Source organism: Methylobacterium nodulans ORS 2060 (assembly GCF_000022085.1).
GTDB classification, from domain to species: Bacteria; Pseudomonadota; Alphaproteobacteria; order Rhizobiales; family Beijerinckiaceae; genus Methylobacterium; species Methylobacterium nodulans.
On the sequence record NC_011894.1, the window covers coordinates 1,177,510 to 1,199,022 of the forward strand.

General features: G+C 70.8%; 21 protein-coding genes. 14 read left to right on the forward strand and 7 right to left on the reverse strand.

What is annotated here, in order from left to right; all coding sequences use genetic code 11:
• Window positions 1–291 precede the first annotated feature (291 nt).
• Window positions 292–972, reverse strand: coding sequence for a LuxR C-terminal-related transcriptional regulator (locus tag MNOD_RS05365; protein WP_043750472.1), 681 nt, complete (start codon window positions 970–972; stop codon window positions 292–294).
• 269 nt (window positions 973–1,241) lie between these two features.
• Between MNOD_RS05365 and MNOD_RS05370 the strand changes: the two genes are divergently transcribed.
• On the forward strand, window positions 1,242–2,618 hold the full coding sequence (locus MNOD_RS05370) for an 8-oxoguanine deaminase (protein WP_015927816.1): 1,377 nt from the start codon (window positions 1,242–1,244) through the stop codon (window positions 2,616–2,618).
• Window positions 2,619–2,765: 147 nt separating this feature from the next.
• Here the strand turns inward: MNOD_RS05370 and MNOD_RS05375 are convergent, their stop codons facing one another.
• The 4 genes from MNOD_RS05375 to MNOD_RS05385 form a co-directional block, all read right to left on the reverse strand.
• A complete protein-coding gene (locus MNOD_RS05375; protein WP_050783490.1) occupies window positions 2,766–3,251 on the reverse strand; it encodes an NUDIX hydrolase in 486 nt (161 codons plus the stop codon).
• A gap of 234 nt (window positions 3,252–3,485) precedes the next feature.
• Window positions 3,486–3,947 carry a MarR family winged helix-turn-helix transcriptional regulator gene (locus tag MNOD_RS05380; protein WP_043748129.1) on the reverse strand — a complete coding sequence of 154 codons (462 nt, stop codon included), beginning with the start codon at window positions 3,945–3,947 and terminating at the stop codon, window positions 3,486–3,488.
• Between the two features lie 487 nt (window positions 3,948–4,434).
• Window positions 4,435–4,560: a hypothetical protein gene (locus tag MNOD_RS48820; protein WP_244424668.1), complete on the reverse strand. Its 126-nt coding sequence runs from the start codon at window positions 4,558–4,560 to the stop codon at window positions 4,435–4,437.
• Window positions 4,561–4,765: 205 nt separating this feature from the next.
• Window positions 4,766–5,113 carry a hypothetical protein gene (locus tag MNOD_RS05385; RefSeq protein WP_043748133.1) on the reverse strand — a complete coding sequence of 116 codons (348 nt, stop codon included), beginning with the start codon at window positions 5,111–5,113 and terminating at the stop codon, window positions 4,766–4,768.
• A 264-nt stretch (window positions 5,114–5,377) separates the two neighbouring features.
• On the opposite strand from MNOD_RS05385, the gene MNOD_RS05390 reads away from it, so the two are divergent.
• Genes MNOD_RS05390 through MNOD_RS05400 form a run of 3 tightly spaced genes read left to right on the forward strand, consistent with a single transcriptional unit; the run spans window position 5,378 to window position 7,326 of the window.
• Window positions 5,378–6,262, forward strand: a complete 885-nt coding sequence (locus MNOD_RS05390) for a C40 family peptidase (RefSeq protein ID WP_015927820.1) — start codon at window positions 5,378–5,380, stop codon at window positions 6,260–6,262.
• A 39-nt stretch (window positions 6,263–6,301) separates the two neighbouring features.
• Window positions 6,302–7,009: an AzlC family ABC transporter permease gene (locus tag MNOD_RS05395; protein WP_015927821.1), complete on the forward strand. Its 708-nt coding sequence runs from the start codon at window positions 6,302–6,304 to the stop codon at window positions 7,007–7,009.
• The gene (locus MNOD_RS05400) at window positions 7,006–7,326 is read left to right on the forward strand and encodes an AzlD family protein (RefSeq protein ID WP_015927822.1); all 321 of its coding nucleotides are present in this window, start codon (window positions 7,006–7,008) and stop codon (window positions 7,324–7,326) included. The genes MNOD_RS05395 and MNOD_RS05400 overlap by 4 nt, the downstream gene beginning before the upstream one ends.
• Window positions 7,327–7,371: 45 nt before the next feature.
• Here the strand turns inward: MNOD_RS05400 and MNOD_RS05405 are convergent, their stop codons facing one another.
• Window positions 7,372–8,058 (reverse strand): SDR family NAD(P)-dependent oxidoreductase, encoded by a 687-nt coding sequence (locus MNOD_RS05405; protein WP_015927823.1) that lies wholly within the window; start codon window positions 8,056–8,058, stop codon window positions 7,372–7,374.
• 42 nt (window positions 8,059–8,100) lie between these two features.
• Window positions 8,101–8,670 (reverse strand): GNAT family N-acetyltransferase, encoded by a 570-nt coding sequence (locus MNOD_RS05410; RefSeq protein ID WP_015927824.1) that lies wholly within the window; start codon window positions 8,668–8,670, stop codon window positions 8,101–8,103.
• A gap of 206 nt (window positions 8,671–8,876) precedes the next feature.
• Between MNOD_RS05410 and zapE the strand changes: the two genes are divergently transcribed.
• The 10 genes from zapE (at window position 8,877) to lpdA (ending at window position 21,460) form a co-directional block, all read left to right on the forward strand.
• A complete protein-coding gene (gene zapE, locus MNOD_RS05415) occupies window positions 8,877–10,070 on the forward strand; it encodes a cell division protein ZapE (RefSeq protein ID WP_043750486.1) in 1,194 nt (397 codons plus the stop codon).
• A 143-nt stretch (window positions 10,071–10,213) separates the two neighbouring features.
• Entirely contained in the window at window positions 10,214–10,942 is a 729-nt protein-coding gene (locus tag MNOD_RS05420) for a TetR/AcrR family transcriptional regulator (RefSeq protein ID WP_015927826.1), read from the forward strand.
• Between the two features lie 248 nt (window positions 10,943–11,190).
• A complete protein-coding gene (mdh, locus tag MNOD_RS05425) occupies window positions 11,191–12,153 on the forward strand; it encodes a malate dehydrogenase (protein WP_015927827.1) in 963 nt (320 codons plus the stop codon).
• A 122-nt stretch (window positions 12,154–12,275) separates the two neighbouring features.
• Window positions 12,276–13,472: an ADP-forming succinate--CoA ligase subunit beta gene (gene sucC, locus MNOD_RS05430; protein WP_015927828.1), complete on the forward strand. Its 1,197-nt coding sequence runs from the start codon at window positions 12,276–12,278 to the stop codon at window positions 13,470–13,472.
• 39 nt (window positions 13,473–13,511) lie between these two features.
• Complete coding sequence (sucD, locus tag MNOD_RS05435) at window positions 13,512–14,396, forward strand: succinate--CoA ligase subunit alpha (RefSeq protein ID WP_015927829.1); 885 nt, start codon at window positions 13,512–13,514, stop codon at window positions 14,394–14,396.
• Between the two features lie 139 nt (window positions 14,397–14,535).
• Window positions 14,536–17,493: a 2-oxoglutarate dehydrogenase E1 component gene (locus MNOD_RS05440; protein WP_015927830.1), complete on the forward strand. Its 2,958-nt coding sequence runs from the start codon at window positions 14,536–14,538 to the stop codon at window positions 17,491–17,493.
• Between the two features lie 11 nt (window positions 17,494–17,504).
• Window positions 17,505–17,834, forward strand: a complete 330-nt coding sequence (locus MNOD_RS05445) for a YciI family protein (RefSeq protein WP_015927831.1) — start codon at window positions 17,505–17,507, stop codon at window positions 17,832–17,834.
• 31 nt (window positions 17,835–17,865) lie between these two features.
• Complete coding sequence (gene odhB / locus MNOD_RS05450) at window positions 17,866–19,128, forward strand: 2-oxoglutarate dehydrogenase complex dihydrolipoyllysine-residue succinyltransferase (protein WP_015927832.1); 1,263 nt, start codon at window positions 17,866–17,868, stop codon at window positions 19,126–19,128.
• Between the two features lie 115 nt (window positions 19,129–19,243).
• The gene (locus MNOD_RS05455; protein WP_015927833.1) at window positions 19,244–19,987 is read left to right on the forward strand and encodes an SDR family oxidoreductase; all 744 of its coding nucleotides are present in this window, start codon (window positions 19,244–19,246) and stop codon (window positions 19,985–19,987) included.
• 72 nt (window positions 19,988–20,059) lie between these two features.
• Entirely contained in the window at window positions 20,060–21,460 is a 1,401-nt protein-coding gene (lpdA, locus tag MNOD_RS05460; RefSeq protein WP_015927834.1) for a dihydrolipoyl dehydrogenase, read from the forward strand.
• Window positions 21,461–21,513: the final 53 nt, after the last annotated feature.

Genomic DNA, 21,513 nt, shown 5'->3' on the forward strand with positions numbered 1-21,513 from the left:
CCGCCAGGCGGGCGCGGCGCCCGGCCCGGTCGCGGCGGACCGGGCCTGTCTCCTTTGTCCCATGCACCGACCGGCGGGACAATCGGAATGATGCAGGTCAAAGTTGCGATGTGACGGAGCACACAGTTGTGGGCGACGCCTCCCGCCCGGCGGAGCGCATCGGCGCGAATCCGACTTCGACCGATCGGATGTCCGGAGGGAAATCCGGTGCCGGAAACAGGGTGTCCGCTTCCTCTGCACGGACTCCAAGAGGCGCCGGACAAGAGGCGCCGGACCGTCCGCCGGAAGCGGTCAGCCGGCGAGGAGCCGCGCCCCGACGACCGCCGCCGCGGCGCGGTTCTGCACGCCGAGGCTGCGCAGCAGCGCGGCCATATGCACCTTCACGGTGCCCTCGCCGAGCTGCAGCTGGCGGGCGATCTCCTTGTTCGACTTGCCCTCGACCAGAAGGGCAAGGACGTCGCGCTGGCGAGGCGTAAGCTCCACCGAGCGCCCGCCGCGAAGCCCTCCTTCGGCTGCCTCCGACGCGGGGCGCGCCGTGGACCGGGAGCGCCCGTCGAGCACCGCGAGGGAGGGCGGCACGTAGATCTGGCCCTCCAGGATCATGCCCACCGCCCGCGTCAGCTCCGAGGAACCCAGCCCCTTCGGGACATAGCCGTGGACGCCGACTTCGAGGGCGGCGAGGATCTTGTGGCGCTCGCTCGATCCGGACACCACCGCCACCTTCACCCAGGGAAAGCACTCCCGGACCGCGCTGAGGCTGCCCGGCCCCTCCATGCCCGGCATCGCAAGGTCGAACAGCGCCAGCGTGATGCCGCTGGCGCGCTGGGCGAGCTGATCCAGCGCGGCATCAAGCGATCCCGTCTCCACGACTTCGCCGAACCCGAGACTCCGGCTGAGGATCGCGACCATCGCGAGACGGAAGAATTCGTCGTCGTCCGCGATCAGGGCGACAGGCGCCGTCTGTTGAACCATGCTCAGATCTTTCATCTCCCCAGCCGGTAGTATGAGGAGGATGGGTGCATCGTCCATAGTGGCGGCCGGGTTTCCACCCGGGCCGGAAGGGCCGCAACGCCGCATGGCGGCCGCACATGGTGGCTACGCTTGGCAGCTTCCGCTTGGCGGCTGCGCCGCCAGGATGCGGATATGGGCTGGGGCCGCGGGAGGTCTTCGTCGCCATCCCGTGCCGGCGCATCATCTTCGTCCGACAGACGCGCGACGCGCGGATCGCCCGGGGGGACACGATGCAGCAGGACGAGGCGGTGGCGGGAGCGGCGGGCCCGCGGCTGTGGTTGCGCGATCCGCTCGCCATCCTGGCCGAGGAGGCGGGCGGCGGCCTCGTGGTGGAGGGGACCCGCATCGTCGAGCGCGTGCCCGGCGGCGGCGCCCCCGCCTCCCCGGTGCACGAGATCTTCGATGCCTCGCGCCACGTCATCCTCCCGGGCCTCGTCAACACCCATCACCACGTCTTCCAGACCCTCACCCGGGCCCATCCGGCGGCGATCGACAAGCCGCTCTTCCCCTGGCTGAAGGCGCTCTATCCGTACTGGGCCCGGCTGACTCCGGAGGCGTTCCGGCTGGCGACGCGGCTCGCCTACACGGAACTGCTCCTCTCCGGCTGCACCACCGCGGCCGATCATCACTACCTGTTCCCGAGGGGCCTGGAGGAGGCGGTCGACATCCAGGTCGCGGAGGCGCGCGCGCTCGGCATCCGGGCCTGCGTCACCCGCGGCTCGATGAGCCTGTCCGAGACCGAGGGCGGCCTGCCCCCCGACAGCGTGACGCAGGATCACGACGCGATCCTCGCCGATTGCGAGCGGGTGCTGAACCTCTTCCACGACCGCAGGCCCGGCGCGATGGTGCAGGTGGCGCTCAGCCCCTGCTCGCCCTTCGTGGTGACGAAGCGCCTGATGCGCGAGAGCGCGGCGCTCGCCGAGGCGCATGATTGCCGCCTGCATACGCATCTCGCCGAGACCCGCGACGAGACCGACTACTGCCTCGCGGCCTTCGGGCAGCGCCCGCTCGACTATCTGGAGGAGGTCGGCTGGCTGTCGCCCAGGACGTGGCTGGCCCACGGCATCCATTTCGACGATGCCGAGGTGGCACGGCTCGGCCGCGCCGGCGTCGGCGTGTGCCATTGCCCGACCTCCAACATGACGCTCGCCTCGGGCTTCTGCCGCACCTGCGAGCTCGAAGCGGCCGGAAGCCCGGTCGGGCTCGGGGTCGACGGCTCGGCCTCAAACGACGCCTCGAACCTGATCGAGGAGGTGCGCCACGCCCTGATGCTCAACCGGCTCACCTACGGGGCCGAGGCGGTGACGCATCGCGACGCCCTGCGCTGGGCCACCGAAGGCTCCGCCCGCTGCCTCGGGCGCGACGATATCGGCCGCATCGCGGAGGGGCTGGAGGCCGACCTCGCCCTGTTCACCCTCGACGACCTGCGCTTCTCCGGCAGCCACGATCCCCTGGCCGCGCTCGTCCTGTGCGGCGCGAGCCGGGCCGACCGGGTCATGGTGGCGGGCGCTTGGCGCGTCGTCGACGGGCAGCCGCTCGGGATCGACCTGCGCGCGCTGCGGGAGGCGCATGGGCGCATCGCCCGGGATCTCTTCGGGATGGCTTGATCCGGCTTCCGGACCATCGGTTCGGAGAGCGGATCATCGAGCCCCCATCCGCATGGCGAGGCCATCGGCCGGATATCGGATGACCCGGCTGCCCTGCGCAGAGAGGCCGGTCGGACGAGCGGCGGCTCCAGGGCGCGGCGCGCGACGTCAGACCTGCGCCGCGCCCTGGAGCCGCCGCTTGCCGGGCTTCGTCTCGCGGCTGGCAATGGCACGGATCAGCGCCGCCAGCCCCGCCTCGGTGACCGCCTCGGCGGCCTCCGAGGCGGAGAACCAGCGCCCCTCGCGCTCCTGCTGCTCCGGCCAGTTCTTGAGCTGCTTGCGGACATCGAGGCGGAAGACCTGCACCTGGCAGAGCACCGTGTCGCGGCTCTTGAGGCGCTTGTGGTAGAGATAGCTGCCGACGGCGTGCTTGCTGACGCGCCCGATCAGACCGGCCTCCTCGTAGGCCTCCCGCGCTGCCGCCTCGTGGTTCTTGAGCCCCCTCATGGGCCAGCCCTTGGGGATCACCCAGCGCCGCGTCTCCCGCGAGGTGATCAGCATCACCTGCAGCCCGCCATCGGGCCCCTTGCGCAGCGGCAGCACACCGACCTGACGGCGCGGGAGATCGGCGCCATCTCCCCATCCGGCGAACATGCTCGCCACGTTGCGCGGGTTCTTCATCCCGCGTCAGTCGCCCGGACGGCGCCGGGTTCCGCCGGCCGGCAACCGGCTCGGGATGGAGCAGGGTTCGGGTCTCACGGGTGAGCCAAGCGCGGCCGCCAACAGGCGCGAGGGGAGAGCGCTCCTCACATAGCAGGAGCGCGACGGTGCTCAAGCCAAATTTTTAACTGGCAAACTACTTGCGCAGGACCTCGGCGCACGGCCGCATCAAGCCTCGACACTCAGGGTGGCGATCAGGTCGTCGAGCCGCTTGCGCAGATCGGCAATCTCCGCCTCCGACATCTTGAGCTGGCGAACGATCGTGCGGCGCACCTCCACGGCCTCGTCCCGCAGCGCGAGCCCCGCGGGCATCAGGCTGATCTCGACCTCGCGCTCATCCGCCTGCCGGCGGGTGCGACGCACGAAGCCCGCGCCTTCGAGGCGCTTGAGAACCGGGGTGAGGGTGCCGGAATCCAGCCGCAGGCGGCGCCCGATCTCCGAGACGGTGAGCCCGTCCGTCTCCCACAGCACGATCAGCACGAGGTATTGCGGATAGGTGAGGCCCAGTCGCTCCAGCAGCGGCCGGTAGCACTTCGTCATCCGGTGCGAGGCGGCGTAGAGCGCGTAGCAGAGCTGGTTGTCGAGGCGGAGCGTGTCCACGCCCGACCCGATGGGCTCAAGAGACGTCATTCGTCGCACCATACCCTTTTGTACGCGGGCGCCGAAAGCCATTCGCGCCGCCAAGAACTCACGCACGCAAAGGAGACGCATACCACGGAGTTGAGGGGAAAAGAACCGCGAGACAGCCCTTCACGACGCGAAATCTATCACTGCCACCGTCGTTTGACCCCACATTCAAGAGATGTCGGATCTGCCGCTCAAATGCCTCCTCGTCATCCAGGGTGCGCAGGTCGAGGCGGAACGCGCCCTCCGCGAGATCGGCCCGCCCCGCCACGATCCCGCACTGGACCCCTTCCGAGGAGCTTGCCGCCGCTGAACGGGACGAGGTCGGCCTGCCACTGCACATCACCCACGACCGGCTCCGGCGGCAGGCCGAAGGCCGCGAGATCGATGGAGCGCATCGCTGCCGAGATCGACGGCGAGGGGCACGTCACGCTCCCGGCAGAGCCGGGCCAGGGCCGCCGCGTCGGGAGCCGCGGTGAAGCCCCGGACCACGTCATTGCCCGGATGCACCCATCACGAGCCCGGTCCGGGGCCCGATCGCCTCCGCATAGTCGGCGAGGTGGATGCGGATGGTGGTGCCGATCTCGCGCAGCAGGCGGCGCCTCGCATGGGCCATCATGTCCGGCGTCCGAAACGCCGATGGCGGCCGCGAGCACCCCCGCGGCCATGCCCTCCGGCCCGGCCAGCACCAGCCCGCGAAGAACCCGCAGGCGCGTTCAGTGCGCGGCCTACTGACCGCTACAGCGTGCGCCGGGAGCGGCCCGCGCCGCTGCCCCGGCGCACCGGGGAGGCGTCAGCCCCAGGGGCCACAGGACGGAAGCGGCTCAGCGGCGCCCGTCGAGGGGACGGATCCGGCGCTCGACCAGGGGCCGGCCGACCTTGCGCTCCACGATCACCGTGCGGGGACCGCGCATCCCGCTGCCGGTGCTGATGATCCGCTCCGGCGCACGGTCGGGTCGCGGCTTGGCGGCCTTCAGGACATGGGGGCGGACCTCGTCCGGCGGCAGGCCGATCAGGCCGGCGGCGATCTCCACCTGCTGCTCGAGATCGTCGGCGAGATCCTGTGCGGCCGCCACGGCCTCGGCGACCGTCGGCGGTTCGCGACGGACGCGGATCGGCGGCAGGGGGCGGTTCTTGTCGGTCGGCTTCTTCACGGGGCGGCCCATCATCATGGAGGGGTTATAGCGCATCCGCGCCGATTGTTGCAGTGCAGCACGACGATTCCTGGAGAATTGCCGCACGGCTCCCCGCGACATGGCCGCCCGGGGCTATCAGCCAAGGGGAGCAGGCGAATCCGCCTCGCGGACGAGGCAGGCAGGCGCGCGGTCCGGGCCACGGACATTCTGTCGCAGGCACACGGTCCGGCTGCATGCTCCGCCAAATCCCCAGCCGGCCGCCCTTGTCCGGCCGTGAAGGCACTGCCAAGAGTCGCGCCCGTGACCGTTTCGGCTTCTCCTCCCTTCATCCGGGACCCGCGCCTGACGCCGGCCCGCCCCGACCTTGCCGACGAGCGCCTGCGCGGCCTCGTGGAGGCCGCCCGCTACGTCGCGGGCACGGCGCGGCGGGTGACCGCGCCGCTCGCCCCCCTCCGGCGGGCGCCGCGCGACGATGCCTCCCTGGACACGGAAGCGCTGCACGGCGAGGCCGTGACCGTCTACGACGTGGCGGAGGGCTGGGCCTTCGCCCAGCTCGACCGGGACGGGTATGTCGGCTACCTGCCGGCCCCCTGCCTCGGTGGGCCCGGCCCGGCGCCGACCCATCGCGTGGCCGCCCTGCGCAGCTTCGTCTTCCCGGCCCCGGACTTGAAGCGTCCGCCGCTCGCGCATCTGAGCTTCGGCGCCCGCGTCGCCGTCGCCGGGACGGAGGGCCTCTATGCGCGGCTCGCCGATGGCGGCTTCGTCTTCGCGGCGCATCTGGCCGATCTGGAGGCGCGGGAGCCCGACTTCGCCGCCACCGCCGCGCGCTTTCTCGGCACGCCCTATCTCTGGGGCGGGCGCTCCAGCCTCGGCCTCGACTGCTCGGGCCTCGTGCAGACCGCCCTCGAGGCTGCCGGGATCGCCGCCCCGCGGGATACGGACATGCAGGAGCGGGCGCTGGGCTCGCCGGTCCCGGTCACGCCCGACCTCGCGGGCCTGCGGCGGGGCGACCTCGTGTTCTGGCGCGGCCATGTGGGCCTGATGCTCGATGCCGCCCGTCTCGTCCACGCCAACGGCCACCACATGGCGGTCGCGATCGAGCCGCTCGCCGAGGCCGAGGCCCGCATCCGGGCCGCGGGCGGCGGCCCCATCACGACGATCCGGCGCCTGCCCGCGGCCGGCTGACCCGGCGCGCGGCACCGCCCTCTCACTCCCGCGAAGCCGATGAAAGCCGCGCCCTTCACCCGCGCCGGACTCCTGACGGGGGTGCGCCTCGGCCTGCCGGTCTGGCCGAGCATCGCGGTGTTCGGCGCCGCCTTCGGGGCCGCGGCGGCCCAGCGCGGCCTCAGCCTGTGGGAGGCGGTCGGCATGAGCGCCCTCGTCTTCGCGGGAGCGGCCCAGATGGTCACGCTGGAGGTGTGGAGCCGGCCCTGGACGCTGCAGGCCCTCCTCGCCGCCATGACCGTGACGGCCCTCATCAACGCCCGCATGATCCTGATGGGCGCCACGATCCAGCCCTGGATGCGCGGCTCGCCGTTCTGGCGCACGGCGCTCAGCCTGTTCGTCCTGGTGGATGCGGGCTGGCTCATCGGCATGCGCCACCGGGCGGAGGGCGGGCGCGACCTCGGGGTGCTGGTCGGGGCCGGCCTCGGCATGTGGCCGCTCTGGGTCGCCACGACCGCCGCCGGCCACCTCGCGGGCGCCCTGGTGAGGGCGCCGCACGCCTATGCGCTCGACATGATCATGCCGGTCTTCTTCGCCGCCATGCTGGCGCCGCTCTGGCGCGGCCTCCGCCCGGCCCTGCCCTGGCTGGTCTCGGGCGCGGTGGCGCTGGCGGTGCAGCGCCTCGTGCCGGGCTACGGCTTCATCGCTGCCGGGGCGCTCGCGGGCCTGATCACCGGCGCTCTCGTGGATGACGGGGCGCCGCGATGATCCGCGACCTCCTCGCCGGCCCGGCGGGCTCGGCCCTGGCGATCCTGGCGCTTGCGGCCGTCACCTATCTGTGCCGCGCCTCGGGCGTGCTGATGATGAGCCGCGTGCGGCTCACCCCGCGGGTGGAGCGGGCGCTGCGGGCGCTGCCGGGCTCCATCGTGATGGCGACGGCGCTGCCGACCGGGCTCGCGGCCGGTGCGCCGGGCGTCGCGGGCCTCGCGACCGCCGCGGCCGTGATGGCGCTGACCCGCATCGAGCTCGCGGCGATCGCGGCCGGGCTCGCCGTGGTGGCGGCCGGGCGGGCGCTGGGGCTGTGATCCCGACGGCCCAAGGTTGCCGCATCGGGCCATCGGCATGAGCCCTCACCAGGGCAGGGTCTCGCCCCGGTAGTCCAGGTACACGCAGCCCTTCCGGCCGAGCTGCCGCTCAAGCACCTCGGCCATGCCCTCGGTGCTCGTCGCCACGTCGATATCGGCCTCCGGGCCCCCCATCGCGGTGCGCACCCAGCCGGGATGCATCAGCACCACGCCGAACGGATCGGCCCGATGGCGGGCCTCGAAGCTGCGCGCCAGCGTGTTGAGGGCCGCCTTGCTGGCCCGGTAGCTCTCCCAGTCGCCGCTGTCATTGGCCGCGACGCTGCCCAGGATCGAGCTCATCAGCACCACGAGGCCGCCCGGCGCCACCAGGGGCGCGAGGGTCTCGGCCGCGCGGATCGGGCTGATCGCGTTGGTCTCGTAGACCTTGAGCGCCACCGCGCGGTCGATCTCCGGCACCGGCACCTGCGCATCGGTCGCCACGCCCGCCACGATGAACACGACATCGAAGCTTCTCCCCACCAGCGTCTCCCGCAGGCGCATCACCGTCGCGTCGTCGTCGATGTCGACCCGCTCGACCCGGGGTGCCACCGGGGCGAGCCCTTCGAGGTCGGGGGCCGGCCCCCGCGCGGTGGCGGTGACGTCCCAGCCGCGGGAGAGGAGCGCCTTCACCAGCCCGAGCCCGAGCCCCCGCGAGGCGCCGACGATCAGCGCCGATCTGTGCCGCTTCGCCATGACCGAGATCCTCATTCGTGTGTCGTGACAAGGTGGCGCGCCTCAGGCGCGGGCCGGCCGGGCCTCGACGGCGGCGAGCACCACCTCGACGATTCCATCGAGGTATTCGGCCCAGGCCGACAAGGGGGTCGGCGGTGCGACCCTGAGGAGCGCGTGGGCCTCGTGGCCCGCGACCGCGAGCTCCGCCCCGAGCCGGCGCGCGAGGGCCAAGAGGGCGCGATTGCCCGCTAGCGTGCGCAGATGGAGCCGCTCCACCCTCGCGTGCCGTGCGGCCGCGCACAGACGCCGCGCGAGGGCCGTGCCGATGCCCCGCCGCCGGTAGGCCGCCTCCACGGTGAGAGCCGCCTCCCCCTCGGGGCCGAGTCCCCCGGACCCGGCCGGGCGGATTTCGCCGACCCCCCGCAGCTCGCCGCCCACGAAGGCGCCGTAGACGAGGCCGGCGCGGCCGAGCGCCGCAGCGCCGTAGGCCCGCGCGCCCTCGGGGCTCACCGCCCCCATGAAGCGGTTGAACCGGGTCTCCCGGTCGAGGCGGGCGAAATGCGCCTCGACCGCCGCACGGTCGCTCGGCCAGAGGCGGCGGATCCGGACCGGGCCGGCATCGTGATGGGTCATGTCTCGAAACTCCAGGATCATGCGGGTGCGCCGTCCCCGGGCATCATCCTCCCCCGGCCGCAGGTCTTCCCGGCCGGCATGGTGCAATGCAGCAACGGCGGCGCCGTTCCGCCGCGGGGCTTCGCATCCGCCCTGCCGCCCGCGCATGGTTGCGCCTTGAAATCACCGCATTGCGCCGGCCGGGCGGGCAGTCTAAGCGGGGCGGCGTGACGCACTGCACCGCTTCCTCCGGCCCCGTGGCCGCCCGATACGATGCGCTCGTCGCGGAGGGCGCCATCGAGCGCGATCCCGCCCAGCAGCATCTCGTCCGGCATCTCGACGCCCTGGTCTCGGCGCTGGACCAGGCTCCCACCCCGGCCAAGCCCGGCCCGCTCGGGCGCCTGTTCGGACGCCGGCCGGAGCCGGCGCCCGGACCGAGGGGCCTCTACATCTGGGGGCTCGTCGGCCGCGGCAAGACGATGCTGATGGACCTCTTCCACGAGGCGGCGCCCGGGCCGAAGCGCCGCGTGCACTTCCACGCCTTCATGGCCGACGTGCACGACCGCATCCACGCCCACCGGCAGGCCGTGAAGGCGGGGCGCGCCAAGGGCGACGACCCGATCGCCCCGGTGGCCGAGGCGCTCGCCGAGGAGGCGCGGCTCCTCTGCTTCGACGAGTTCACGGTCACCGACATCGCCGACGCCATGATCCTCGGGCGCCTGTTCACGGCCCTGTTCGGCCAGGGCGTCGTCGTAGTGGCGACCTCGAACGTCGAGCCCGACCGGCTCTACGAGGGCGGCCTCAACCGGGCCCTGTTCCTGCCCTTCATCGGGCTGCTCAAGCAGCGGGTCGCGGTGGTGCGGCTCGATTCGCGCACGGATTTCCGGCTGGAGAAGCTCGGGGGCTCGCCCGTCTACCACGTCCCGGCGGACGACGACGCCGCCGCGGCGCTGACGCGGGCCTTCCGGGCCCTCACGGGCCGCAGCGAGGGCAGCCCGGCGACCATCGCCGTGAGGGGTCACGACGTCTTCATCCCCGAGGCCGCGGGCGGCGTCGCCCGCTTCACCTTCGCGGATCTCTGCGCCCGGCCGCTCGGCGCCTCGGACTACCTCGCCCTGGCCGAGCGCTTCCACACCCTGATCGTGGAGGCGATCCCGGTCATGGATCTCGCCCAGCGCAACGAGGCCAAGCGCTTCATCACCCTGGTCGACGCGCTCTACGACACCCGCACCAAGCTCCTCGCCTCCGCCGCCGCCGAGGCCTGCGGCCTCTACCGGGCCGATACGGGTCGGGAGGCTTTCGAGTTCGAGCGCACGGTCTCGCGCCTCATCGAGATGCGCTCGGAGGAATACCTCGCCCTGCCGCACGGCCGGCCGGATTCGGAGGCGTCGGGGAGCAGCGAGGGTCTCGTGGAGACCTGAGGCACCCGGCACGGCAGGAATCCGCGCGGCCCCGCATCTCTGCCGGAGGGCTTCCCGCCCAGCGGTCTCCCGGCTAACCTCGGGTGCGGCAAGGAGCGGGCCGTCGCGCAATTCCTCTCCGTCCCGAGTTCGACAGCTTCCGCATGCCTCGCACTCGCCCCGGTGCCGACCCCCGCGACGAGACCGATCCCCCGCGCAGCGGACGCAACCGGGCCGGCGCCGCGCGCCTCTCGCCCGACGGCCAGCTCCTCGTCGGCCCGGCCGTTCGGGCCCGCTCGACCCCGCCTTCCGCCGATGCGCGGCTCCTTGCCATCGCCACCGAGCATCTGCGCCGCCTCGGCCACCGGCAGGTGACGGTGGTGGGCGTCGCGGCCGAAGCCGGGATGACGCACGCCAACGTCTACCGCTACTTCCCCTCGAAGACCGCCCTCGTCGACGCGGTCGCCGGGCGTTGGCTGCGCGAGGTCGAGACGGAGCTCGCCGCCATCGCGGACGCCCCCGATCCGGCCGACGACAAGCTGGAGCGCCTGCTCCTCGCCCTGTCGACCCTGCAGCGCGAGGTGCTGGTCCAGGATCCGCACCTCTTCGCCGTGCATCGCGACGCCACCGTCGAGTCCCGGCCCATCGCCCGCCGCCACCGCGGGCGGCTGCGCCTCCTCGTCGAACGCGTGGTCGAGGAGGGCATCAATGCCGGCGCCTTCCTGCTGCGCGACCGCGAGCGCGCCCTCGCCTTCATCTTCGATGCCAGCCACCGCTTCACCCATCCGGCCTCGATCCAGCTCGACGCCGAAGTGCCGCGCGACCTGATCGAGGCCCGGTTCGGCGCCGTCATCCGGGCCATCCTGCGGGTCCTGCGCACGGGCGCGCTCTGAACGGAATGACATTCCGGCAGCGATGTAACCAACCTGGAGCGTCCGGCTAAGCCGCTGCCGGAAAACGCGAAATTGCGACGCCTGCGCGCCCCGCGCCTCGCCCGGACGGCCCGATTCCTGCGCCCGATGGCCGGCTCGGGTTGTCCGCCATTGCCTTTTCGGCCAAACAAGCCGCGCCGGCGCGGGGCTCCTCGCGAGGCGGACCCCGGCCCCTGACGGTTCCACCTCACCGAAGGATCGGTTCTCACATGGCACGCAAGAAGATCGCGCTGATCGGCGCCGGACAGATCGGTGGCACCCTCGCGCACCTCGCCGGTCTCAAGGAACTCGGCGACGTCGTGCTGTTCGACATCGCCGACGGCGTGCCGCAGGGCAAGGGCCTCGACATCGCCGAATCCGCTCCGGTCGACGGCTTCGACGCCAAGTACAGCGGCGCCAGCGACTACAGCGCCATCGCGGGCGCCGACGTGGTGATCGTGACGGCCGGCGTGCCGCGCAAGCCCGGGATGAGCCGCGACGACCTGATCGGCATCAACCTGAAGGTGATGGAAGCGGTCGGCACCGGCATCAAGACCCATGCCCCGAACGCCTTCGTGATCTGCATCACCAACCCGCTCGACGCCATGGTCTGGGCGCTGCAGAAGTTCTCCGGTCTCGACCCGAAGAAGATCGTCGGCATGGCCGGCGTGCTCGACTCGGCCCGCTTCCGCCACTTCCTGGCGGAGGAGTTCAGCGTCTCGGTCGAGGACGTCACCGCCTTCGTGCTCGGCGGCCACGGCGACGACATGGTGCCGCTCGTGCGCTACTCGACGGTGGCCGGCATCCCGCTCCCCGACCTCGTCAAGATGGGCTGGACCACCCAGGAAAAGCTCGACGCCATGGTCGAGCGCACCCGTAAAGGGGGCGGCGAGATCGTCAACCTGCTCAAGACCGGCTCGGCCTTCTACGCGCCGGCGGCCTCCGCCATCGCCATGGCCGAGAGCTACCTGAAGGACAAGAAGCGGGTGCTGCCCTGCGCGGCCTACCTCACCGGCCAGTACGGCGTCGACGGCCTGTTCATCGGCGTGCCGATCGTGATCGGGGAGAACGGCGTCGAGCGCATCGTCGAGGTCGCGTTCTCGGCCGAGGAGAAGGCGATGTTCGACAAGTCGGTCAATTCGGTGAAGGGCCTCGTCGAGGCCTGCAAGGGAATCAACGCGGCGCTCGCCTGAAAAAGGCGCGCCGGGCGCATTCGGGGGAGTGGCGGACGGGGCCCCGAGCCCCGGCCGCCCGCCTCGCGGCGCTCCCATCCGCCATTTTCGCCACACGCCACTCGCCCAATCCGGGAACGCCCATGAACATCCACGAATACCAAGCCAAGGCGGTGCTGAGGGAATTCGGTCTGCCCGTCTCGAACGGCAAGGCCATCTTCAAGGCCGCGGAGGCCGAGGCCGCCGCCCGCGAACTCGGCGGGCCGCTCTGGGTGGTGAAGTCCCAGATCCATGCCGGCGGGCGCGGCAAGGGCAAGTTCAAGGAGCCCGAGGCCGGCGAGAAGGGCGGCGTGCGCCTCGCCAAGTCGGTCGAGGAGGTGAAGACCTTCGCCGAGCAGATGCTCGGGCGCACCCTCGTGACGGTGCAGACCGGCGAGGCCGGCAAGCAGGTCAACCGCCTCTACATCGAGGAGGGCTCCGACATCGAGACGGAGTTCTACCTCTCGATGCTGGTCGACCGCGAGACCGGGCGGGTGGCCTTCGTGGTCTCGACCGAGGGCGGCATGGATATCGAGCAGGTCGCCCACGACACGCCCGAGAAGATCGTGACCTTCTCGGTCGATCCCGCCACCGGCATCATGCCCCATCACGGCCGCGCGGTCGCCAAGGCGCTCCGGCTCGCCGGCCCGCTCGCCAAGGAGGCGGAGGATCTCACCGCCAGGCTCTACCGGGCGTTCGTCGCCAAGGACATGAGCATGCTGGAGATCAACCCGCTCATCGTGACCAAGGACGGGCACCTCAAGTGCCTGGACGCCAAGATCTCCTTCGACTCGAACAGCCTCTATCGCCATCCCGAGATCGTGCAGCTGCGCGACACGACCGAGGAGGACGAGAAGGAGATCGAGGCCTCGAAGTACGACCTGGCCTATATCGCGCTCGAGGGCACCATCGGCTGCATGGTGAACGGGGCGGGCCTGGCCATGGCCACCCTCGACATCATCAAGCTCTACGGCGAGGAGCCGGCGAACTTCCTCGATGTCGGCGGCGGCGCCTCCGAGGAGAAGGTGACGGCAGCCTTCAAGATCATCACCGCCGACCCGAACGTGAAGGGCATCCTCGTCAACATCTTCGGCGGGATCATGAAGTGCGACGTGATCGCCAACGGCGTGATCGCGGCGGTGAGGGCGGTCGGCCTGCAGGTGCCCCTGGTGGTGCGCCTCGAAGGCACGAACGTGGAGAAGGGCAAGGAGATCATCCGCTCGTCGGGCCTCAACGTGATCCCGGCGGACGATCTCGACGACGCCGCGCAGAAGATCGTCGCGGCCGTGCGCCAGCGCTGAGCCGTCCTCCCGAACCGAACGCACCCGGAGTTCACTCCCGTGTCCATCCTGATCGACAAGAACACCAAGGTGATCTGCCAGGGCTTCACCGGCAAGAACGGCACCTTCCACTCCGAGCAGGCGATCGCCTACGGCACCAAGATGGTCGGCGGCACCAGCCCCGGCAAAGGCGGCTCGACCCATCTGGGCCTGCCCGTCTTCGACACGGTGGCGGAAGCCCGCGAGGCCACCGGCGCCGATGCCTCCGTCGTCTACGTGCCGCCGCCGGGCGCCGCGGACGCGATCTGCGAGGCGATCCAGGCCGAAATCCCGCTGATCGTCTGCATCACCGAAGGCATTCCGGTGCTCGACATGGTGAAGGTGAAGCGCGCCCTCGACGGGTCGAAGTCGCGCCTCGTCGGCCCGAACTGCCCCGGCATCGTCACGGCGGGCGAGTCGAAGATCGGCATCATGCCGGCCAACATCTTCAAGCCCGGCTCGGTCGGGATCGTGTCGCGCTCCGGCACGCTCACCTACGAGGCGGTGTTCCAGACCACCAGCGCGGGCCTCGGCCAGACGACCGCCGTCGGCATCGGCGGCGACCCGGTCAAGGGCACCGAGTTCATCGACATGCTGGAGAAGTTCCTGGCCGACGAGAAGACCGAGTCGATCGTGATGATCGGCGAGATCGGCGGCTCGGCCGAGGAGGACGCGGCGCAGTTCATCGCCGACGAGGCCAAGCGCGGCCGCAAGAAGCCGATGGTCGGCTTCATCGCCGGCCGCACCGCCCCACCCGGCCGCCGCATGGGCCATGCGGGCGCGATCATCTCGGGCGGCAAGGGCGGCGCCGAGGACAAGATCGCCGCCATGGAGGCCGCCGGCATCCGGGTCTCGCCCTCGCCGGCCCGCCTCGGCAAGACGCTCGTCGAGCTCCTCCGGGGCTGAGCCCCGGATGCACCCCGCGCAGGGCTCAAATCCTGTGCGGGGTCCGATCCCGGCCCCATATCGGGGCCCCGACCGAACACGCTGCTCGCCCGCTCCCCCCGGAGCCCGACCGAGCCGAACCCGCGGGTAGACAGACGCCATGGCACGCCAGGACGCGAACGAAACCCTTCTCGGCACCTCGTTCCTGTACGGCGGCAACGCCGCCTATATCGAGGAGCTCTACGCGGCCTACACGAAGGATCCGAACACGGTCGATCCGGAGTGGCGCAGCTTCTTCGCCGGCCTGAAGGAAGACAAGGCGATCGTCGTCAAGAACGCCGAAGGCGCCTCCTGGGCGAAGCCGAACTGGCCGGTGGCGGCCAATGGCGAGCTGGTCTCGGCCCTCGACGGCAACTGGGCGACCCTGGAGAAGGCGGTCGGCGAGAAGATCAAGGCCCGCGCCGAGGGCAAGGCGCCGGTCGCGCCCGCGGACGTGCAGCAGGCGACCAAGGATTCGGTGCGCGCGATCATGCTGATCCGCGCCTACCGCATGCGCGGCCACCTGCACGCCACGCTCGACCCCCTGGGCCTCCAGCCCCGCAGCGACCACGAGGAACTGCACCCGCAGCATTACGGCTTCTCGGAAGCCGACTGGGACCGGCCCATCTTCCTCGACAACGTGCTCGGGCTCGAATTCGCGACGATCCGCGAGATCGTCGCCATCCTGAAGCGCACCTATTGCCAGACGCTCGGCGTCGAGTTCATGCACATCTCGGATCCGGAGGAGAAGGCCTGGATCCAGGAGCGCATCGAGGGCAAGGACAAGGAGATCTCCTTCACCGAGCAGGGCCGGCGGGCGATCCTCAACAAGCTCATCGAGGCGGACGGCTTCGAGAAGTTCCTCGATCTCAAGTATACGGGCACCAAGCGCTTCGGCCTCGACGGCTCGGAGGCGATGGTCCCGGCGCTGGAGCAGATCATCAAGCGCGGCGGCGCGCTCGGCGTGAAGGAGATCGTGATCGGCATGGCCCATCGCGGCCGGCTGAACGTGCTCGCCAACGTGATGAGCAAGCCCTTCCGGGCGATCTTCCACGAGTTCAAGGGCGGCTCGTCCTCGCCGGCGGAGGTCGAGGGCTCGGGCGACGTGAAGTACCATCTCGGCGCGTCGAGCGACCGCAGCTTCGACGGCAATGACGTGCACCTGTCGCTGACCGCCAACCCCTCGCACCTGGAGATCGTCGATCCGGTGGTGCTGGGGAAGGTCCGGGCCAAGCAGGACCAGCACAACGACGCCCCCGACCAGCGCACCACCGTGCTGCCGCTGCTCATCCACGGCGACGCCGCCTTCGCGGGCCAGGGCGTGGTGGCGGAGTGCCTCGGCCTGTCGGGCCTGAAGGGCCACCGCACCGGCGGCTCGATCCACTTCATCATCAACAACCAGATCGGCTTCACCACCGATCCGCGCTTCTCGCGCTCCTCGCCCTACCCGTCCGACGTGGCGAAGATGGTCGAGGCGCCGATCTTCCACTGCAACGGCGACGATCCGGAGGCGGTCGTCTTCGCCGCCAAGGTGGCGACCGAGTACCGGCAGAAGTTCCACAAGCCGGTCGTGATCGACATGCTCTGCTACCGGCGCTTCGGCCACAACGAGGGCGACGAGCCGGCCTTCACGCAGCCGAAGATGTACCAGATCATCCGCAAGCATCCCTCGACGCTGGAGATCTACGGCAAGCGCCTGATCGAGGCGGGGGCCGTGAAGGAGGCGGAGCTGGAGGCGCGCAAGGCCGAGTTCCGCACCACCCTCGACAGCGAGTTCGACGTCGCCAACGCCTACAAGGCCAACAAGGCCGACTGGCTCGACGGCCGCTGGTCGGGCCTCAAGTCCGTGCGCGAGGACGAGGACGACCCGCGCCGCGGCCGCACCGGCGTGCCCGCCGCGACCCTGCGGGAGATCGCCCGCCAGATCACCAGGGTGCCGCAGAACTTCCACCTGCACCGCACCATCCAGCGCTTCCTCGACAACCGCGCCAGGGCGATCGAGGCCGGCGAGGGAATCGACTGGGCGACCGCCGAGGCGCTCGCCTTCGGGTCGCTGCTGGTGGAGAACCACCGGGTCCGGCTCTCGGGCCAGGACGTGGAGCGCGGCACCTTCTCGCAGCGCCACTCGGTGCTGATCGACCAGGAGAACGAGGAGCGCTACACGCCCCTCAACCACATCCGCGGGAGCCAAGCCCGCTACGAGGTCATCAACTCGATGCTCTCGGAAGAGGCGGTGCTCGGCTTCGAGTACGGCTACTCGCTCGCCGAGCCCAACGCCCTGGTGCTGTGGGAGGCGCAGTTCGGCGACTTCGCCAACGGCGCGCAGGTGGTCATCGACCAGTTCATCTCGAGCGGCGAGCGCAAGTGGCTGCGCATGTCCGGCCTCGTGATGCTGCTGCCGCACGGCTACGAGGGCCAGGGGCCGGAGCATTCCTCCGCCCGCCTGGAGCGCTACCTGCAGCTCTGCGCCGAGGACAACATGCAGGTCGCCAACTGCACGACGCCCTCGAACTACTTCCACATCCTGCGCCGGCAGCTGAAGCGCGACTTCCGCAAGCCGCTCGTGCTGATGACGCCGAAGTCGCTCCTGCGCCACAAGCGGGCGGTCTCGCGGCTCGACGACCTCACCGAGGGCGAGAGCTTCCACCGCGTGCTGTGGGACGACGCCGAGAAGACGGCAGACGGCATCAAGCTCGTCAAGGACGACAAGATCCGCCGCGTCGTGCTCTGCTCGGGCAAGGTCTATTACGACCTCTACGAGGAGCGCGAGAAGCGGGGCATCAACGACGTCTACCTCCTGCGCGTCGAGCAGCTCTATCCGTTCCCGCTGAAGTCGCTGGCCGGAGAGGTGTCACGCTTCCGCAACGCGGAGGTGATCTGGTGCCAGGAGGAGCCCAAGAACATGGGCGCCTGGACCTTCGTCGAGCCCTATCTCGAATGGGTCCTCAACCAGGCGGGCACGCCCTCCAAGCGCCCGCGCTATGTCGGCCGGCCGGCCTCGGCCTCGACGGCCGTGGGCCTGATGTCGAAGCACCTCGCGCAGCTCCAGGCCTTCCTCAACGAGGCCCTGGCCGTCTGACGGGCACCCTGATGGCCTTCTTCTTTTGCCGGCTGATCGCCCCGCGCGCGAGCTTCCCGGGGGACATCACGCCCCGGGAAGCGGAGGTGATGCAGGCGCATCTGGCGCACTGGACGCGCTTTGCCGAGGAAGGGAAGGCGCTCGCCTTCGGGCCGGTCCTCGACCCCGCCGGAGCCTGGGGCCTCGGCCTCCTCTGCGTCGCGGACGAGGCCGAGGCGCGGAGCCTCACCGACGCCGACCCGGTCGTCACGGCCGGTCTCGGCTTCCGCTACGAGATCCATCCCATGCCGCAGCTCCGCCTCGGGCGCGCCGCGGCCTTAGAACCCGTTCCCGCTCATTGAGAGGAGGCGCCCCACGCCGGGGCGCGATGCCATGGCCACCGAAATCCGCGTCCCGACCCTGGGCGAGTCCGTGAACGAGGCCACGATCGGCCGCTGGTTCAAGAAGCCCGGCGACATCGTGAAGGCCGACGAGCCGCTGGTCGAGCTCGAGACCGACAAGGTGACGCTCGAAGTCAACGCCCCCGCGGCCGGCAAGCTCGGCGACATCGTCGCCAAGGACGGCGAGACGGTGGAGCCGGGCGCGCTGCTCGGCTCGATCGTCGAGGGCGGCGCCGCGGCCGGGAACGGCTCGGCCGAGCCCGCGGCGAAGCCCGCCGCCGCCCCCGACGCGCCGGCCCAGACCTCCTCGGCCTCCTATGGCAGCCATGGCGAGGCGGCCCCGGCGGGCGCCCGCCCGTCCCGGGACCATGGCCCGGCGGTGGCCCGCCTCGCCCAGGAGACCGGCGTCGATCCCGCGACGCTTCAGGGCAGCGGCAAGGACGGCCGCGTGACCAAGGGCGACATACTGGCGGCCGCATCCGGCGCCCCGGCGCCCGCCCCGGCCCCGGCCCCGCTGCCCCAGATCGCCCGCGCGCCGTCGGCGCCGGCCGATGCCGCGCGCGAGGAGCGCGTGCGGATGACCAAGCTGCGCCAGACCATCGCCCGGCGGCTCAAGGACGCGCAGAACATCGCCGCTATGCTGACGACGTTCAACGACGTCGACATGAGCGCGGTCATGGCCCTGCGCCAGCAATACAAGGACGTCTTCGAGAAGAAGCACGGCACGAAGCTCGGCTTCATGGGCTTCTTCACCAAGGCGGTGATCCAGGCCCTGAAGGACGTGCCGGCGGTCAACGCCGAGATCGACGGCCAGGACATCGTCTACAAGAACTACTACCACGTCGGCATCGCGGTCGGCACCGATAAGGGCCTGGTCGTGCCGGTGGTGCGCGATGCCGACATGCTGTCGATCGCCGGCATCGAGAAGACGATCGCCAATTTCGGCCGCAAGGCCCGCGAGGGCAAGCTCTCCATCGACGAGATGCAGGGCGGCACCTTCACGATCACCAATGGCGGCATCTACGGCTCGCTGATGTCGACGCCGATCCTCAACGCGCCGCAATCGGGCATCCTCGGCATGCACCGCATCGAGGAGCGGCCGGTCGTGCGCAATGGCAAGATCGAGGCGCGTCCGATGATGTACCTCGCCCTGTCCTACGATCACCGGATCGTGGACGGGAAGGAGGCCGTGACCTTCCTGGTGCGGGTCAAGGAGGCCCTGGAGGACCCGGCGCGCCTCGTCCTCGACCTCTGATCGGTGAGAGCAGGCAGCGCGGGGAACCCCTCTCCCGCACAGGAGAGGGAATCCCGCGGTTTGCCGAAAAAGCTGAGCAAGAGACAGGGCGAGAGACAGGGAAGGACGGCGCGTGATGAACAAGGTGTTGGTCGTCACCGGCGGCAGCCGCGGCATTGGGCGGGCGGTGTCGCTGCTCGCGGGCAAGCGCGGCTGGATCGTCTGCCTCTCCTACGTGGCGAACCGCGAAGCCGCGGATTCCGTCGTGCGGGAGATCGAGGCCGGCGGCGGCAAGGCGCTCGCGGTGAAGAGCGACGTGGCGGTCGAGGCCGAGGTCGCCGCCCTGTTCGCGGCGGCCGACCGCCTCGGGCCGCTCGGCGGTCTCGTCAACAATGCGGGCGTCGTCGACGTCGCGGCCCGCGTCGACGAGATGAAGGCGGCCCGCCTCACCCGCATGATGACGACCAACATCGTCGGCTCCTTCCTGTGCGCGGGGCAGGCGGTGCGGCGGATGTCGACCAGGCACGGTGGGCAGGGGGGCGCAATCGTCAATCTGTCGTCGGTCGCCGCGCGGCTCGGCGCGCCGAACCAGTATGTCGACTACGCGGCCTCGAAAGGCGCCATCGACAGCTTCACGACCGGTCTCGCGCTCGAGGTCGCGGCCGAAGGCATCCGCGTCAACGCGGTGGCGCCGGGGCTGATCGAGACCGAGATCCATGCCAGCGGCGGGCAGCCGGACCGGCTCGCCCGCCTCGGGCCGTCGGTGCCGATGAAGCGGGTCGGCACGGCGGAGGAAGTCGCCGCCCCGATCCTCTGGCTCCTCTCGGACGAGGCCTCCTACACGACCGGCACCATCGTCACGGTCTCGGGCGGCCGCTGAACTCCCCTCCCTTCTCCATGCTGCCGGCGGCCCGGCGCTCCGCGCCGCCGGCCAACTCGCGGGTTCTCGACCATGTCCTACGATCTCGTCGTCATCGGCACCGGTCCGGGCGGCTATGTCTGCGCTATCCGGGCCGCCCAGCTCGGCCTGAAGACCGCCGTGGTGGAGAAGCGCGCCACCCACGGCGGCACCTGCCTCAATGTCGGCTGCATTCCCTCGAAGGCGCTGCTGCACGCCTCCGAGGCCTTCGAGGAGACGACCAAGCACCTGCCGGTCATGGGCATCAGCGTCGGCGAGCCGCAGCTCGACTTGCCCCAGATGATGGCCTTCAAGCAGGAGGGCGTCGACGGCAACACCAAAGGCGTGGCGTTCCTGCTCAAGAAGAACGGCGTCGAGAGCTTTCAGGGCGTCGGCCGGCTCGCGGGGGCGGGCCGGGTCGAGGTGCGCCTGGAGGACGGCGGCAATCACCTGCTCGAGACCAGGAACATCGTCATCGCGACGGGCTCGGACGTGGCGAACCTGCCGGGCGTGACGATCGACGAGGAGGTGGTGGTGTCCTCGACGGGCGCCCTCGACCTTACCAAGGTACCCGAGAAGCTCCTGGTCATCGGGGCGGGGGTGATCGGGCTCGAACTCGGCTCGGTCTGGCGGCGCCTCGGGTCGGAAGTGATGGTGGTCGAGTATCTCGACCGCATCCTGCCCGGCATGGACGGCGAGGTCGGCAAGCAGTTCCAGCGCATCCTGGAGAAGCAGGGCATCAAGTTCCGCCTGTCCTCCAAGGTCACGGGCGTCGAGCGCACGAATGTGGGCGCCAAGGTCAGGGTGGAGCCGGCCTCCGGCGGCACGGCCGAGACGCTCGAGGCCGACGTGGTGCTGGTCGCCATCGGCCGGGTGCCCTACACGAACGGGCTCGGCCTTGAGACCGTCGGCGTCCAGCTCGACAACAAGGGCCGCATCCTCACCGACAACCTCTATGCCACGAACGTCACCGGCATCTACGCGATCGGCGACGTCATCGCCGGGCCGATGCTGGCGCACAAGGCCGAGGACGAGGGTGTCGCGGTGGCCGAGATCCTCGCTGGCAAGGCGGGCCACGTGAATTATGGCGTGATCCCGAACGTGGTCTACACCGCGCCGGAGGTCGCCTCGGTGGGCATGACCGAGGAGGAGCTGAAGAAGGACGGCATCGCCTACAAGACCGGCAAGTTCCCCTTCACGGCGAACGGGCGCGCCAAGGTCAACCAGACGACGGACGGCTTCGTGAAGGTGCTGGCGGATGCCGGGACCGACCGGGTGCTCGGCGTCCACATCGTGGGCGCGGATGCCGGCAACCTGATCATGGAGGTGGCGGTGGCGATGGAGTTCGGCGCGTCCTCGGAGGACATCGCCCGCACCTGCCACGCCCATCCGACCCTGACCGAGGCGGTCAAGGAGGCGGCGCTCGCGGTGGAGAAGCGCGCGCTGCACATGTGATACGGCTTCCGGTTGATCTGTTCCGAGACGAGGACGCGCAGGGAACCCCTCTC

What these genes read in the sequence shown, in the direction of transcription:
- MNOD_RS05365 (WP_043750472.1), bottom strand. Translation starts at nt 972, where the DNA reads ATGGTTCAACAGACGGCGCCTGTCGCCCTGATCGCGGACGACGACGAA.
- MNOD_RS05370 (WP_015927816.1), top strand. Translation starts at nt 1,242, where the DNA reads ATGCAGCAGGACGAGGCGGTGGCGGGAGCGGCGGGCCCGCGGCTGTGG.
- MNOD_RS05375 (WP_050783490.1), bottom strand. Translation starts at nt 3,251, where the DNA reads ATGTTCGCCGGATGGGGAGATGGCGCCGATCTCCCGCGCCGTCAGGTC.
- MNOD_RS05380 (WP_043748129.1), bottom strand. Translation starts at nt 3,947, where the DNA reads ATGACGTCTCTTGAGCCCATCGGGTCGGGCGTGGACACGCTCCGCCTC.
- MNOD_RS48820 (WP_244424668.1), bottom strand. Translation starts at nt 4,560, where the DNA reads ATGATGGCCCATGCGAGGCGCCGCCTGCTGCGCGAGATCGGCACCACC.
- MNOD_RS05385 (WP_043748133.1), bottom strand. Translation starts at nt 5,113, where the DNA reads ATGATGATGGGCCGCCCCGTGAAGAAGCCGACCGACAAGAACCGCCCC.
- MNOD_RS05395 (WP_015927821.1), top strand. Translation starts at nt 6,302, where the DNA reads ATGAAAGCCGCGCCCTTCACCCGCGCCGGACTCCTGACGGGGGTGCGC.
- MNOD_RS05400 (WP_015927822.1), top strand. Translation starts at nt 7,006, where the DNA reads ATGATCCGCGACCTCCTCGCCGGCCCGGCGGGCTCGGCCCTGGCGATC.
- MNOD_RS05405 (WP_015927823.1), bottom strand. Translation starts at nt 8,058, where the DNA reads ATGGCGAAGCGGCACAGATCGGCGCTGATCGTCGGCGCCTCGCGGGGG.
- MNOD_RS05410 (WP_015927824.1), bottom strand. Translation starts at nt 8,670, where the DNA reads ATGACCCATCACGATGCCGGCCCGGTCCGGATCCGCCGCCTCTGGCCG.
- MNOD_RS05420 (WP_015927826.1), top strand. Translation starts at nt 10,214, where the DNA reads ATGCCTCGCACTCGCCCCGGTGCCGACCCCCGCGACGAGACCGATCCC.
- mdh (WP_015927827.1), top strand. Translation starts at nt 11,191, where the DNA reads ATGGCACGCAAGAAGATCGCGCTGATCGGCGCCGGACAGATCGGTGGC.
- sucC (WP_015927828.1), top strand. Translation starts at nt 12,276, where the DNA reads ATGAACATCCACGAATACCAAGCCAAGGCGGTGCTGAGGGAATTCGGT.
- MNOD_RS05440 (WP_015927830.1), top strand. Translation starts at nt 14,536, where the DNA reads ATGGCACGCCAGGACGCGAACGAAACCCTTCTCGGCACCTCGTTCCTG.
- MNOD_RS05445 (WP_015927831.1), top strand. Translation starts at nt 17,505, where the DNA reads ATGGCCTTCTTCTTTTGCCGGCTGATCGCCCCGCGCGCGAGCTTCCCG.
- odhB (WP_015927832.1), top strand. Translation starts at nt 17,866, where the DNA reads ATGGCCACCGAAATCCGCGTCCCGACCCTGGGCGAGTCCGTGAACGAG.
- MNOD_RS05455 (WP_015927833.1), top strand. Translation starts at nt 19,244, where the DNA reads ATGAACAAGGTGTTGGTCGTCACCGGCGGCAGCCGCGGCATTGGGCGG.
- lpdA (WP_015927834.1), top strand. Translation starts at nt 20,060, where the DNA reads ATGTCCTACGATCTCGTCGTCATCGGCACCGGTCCGGGCGGCTATGTC.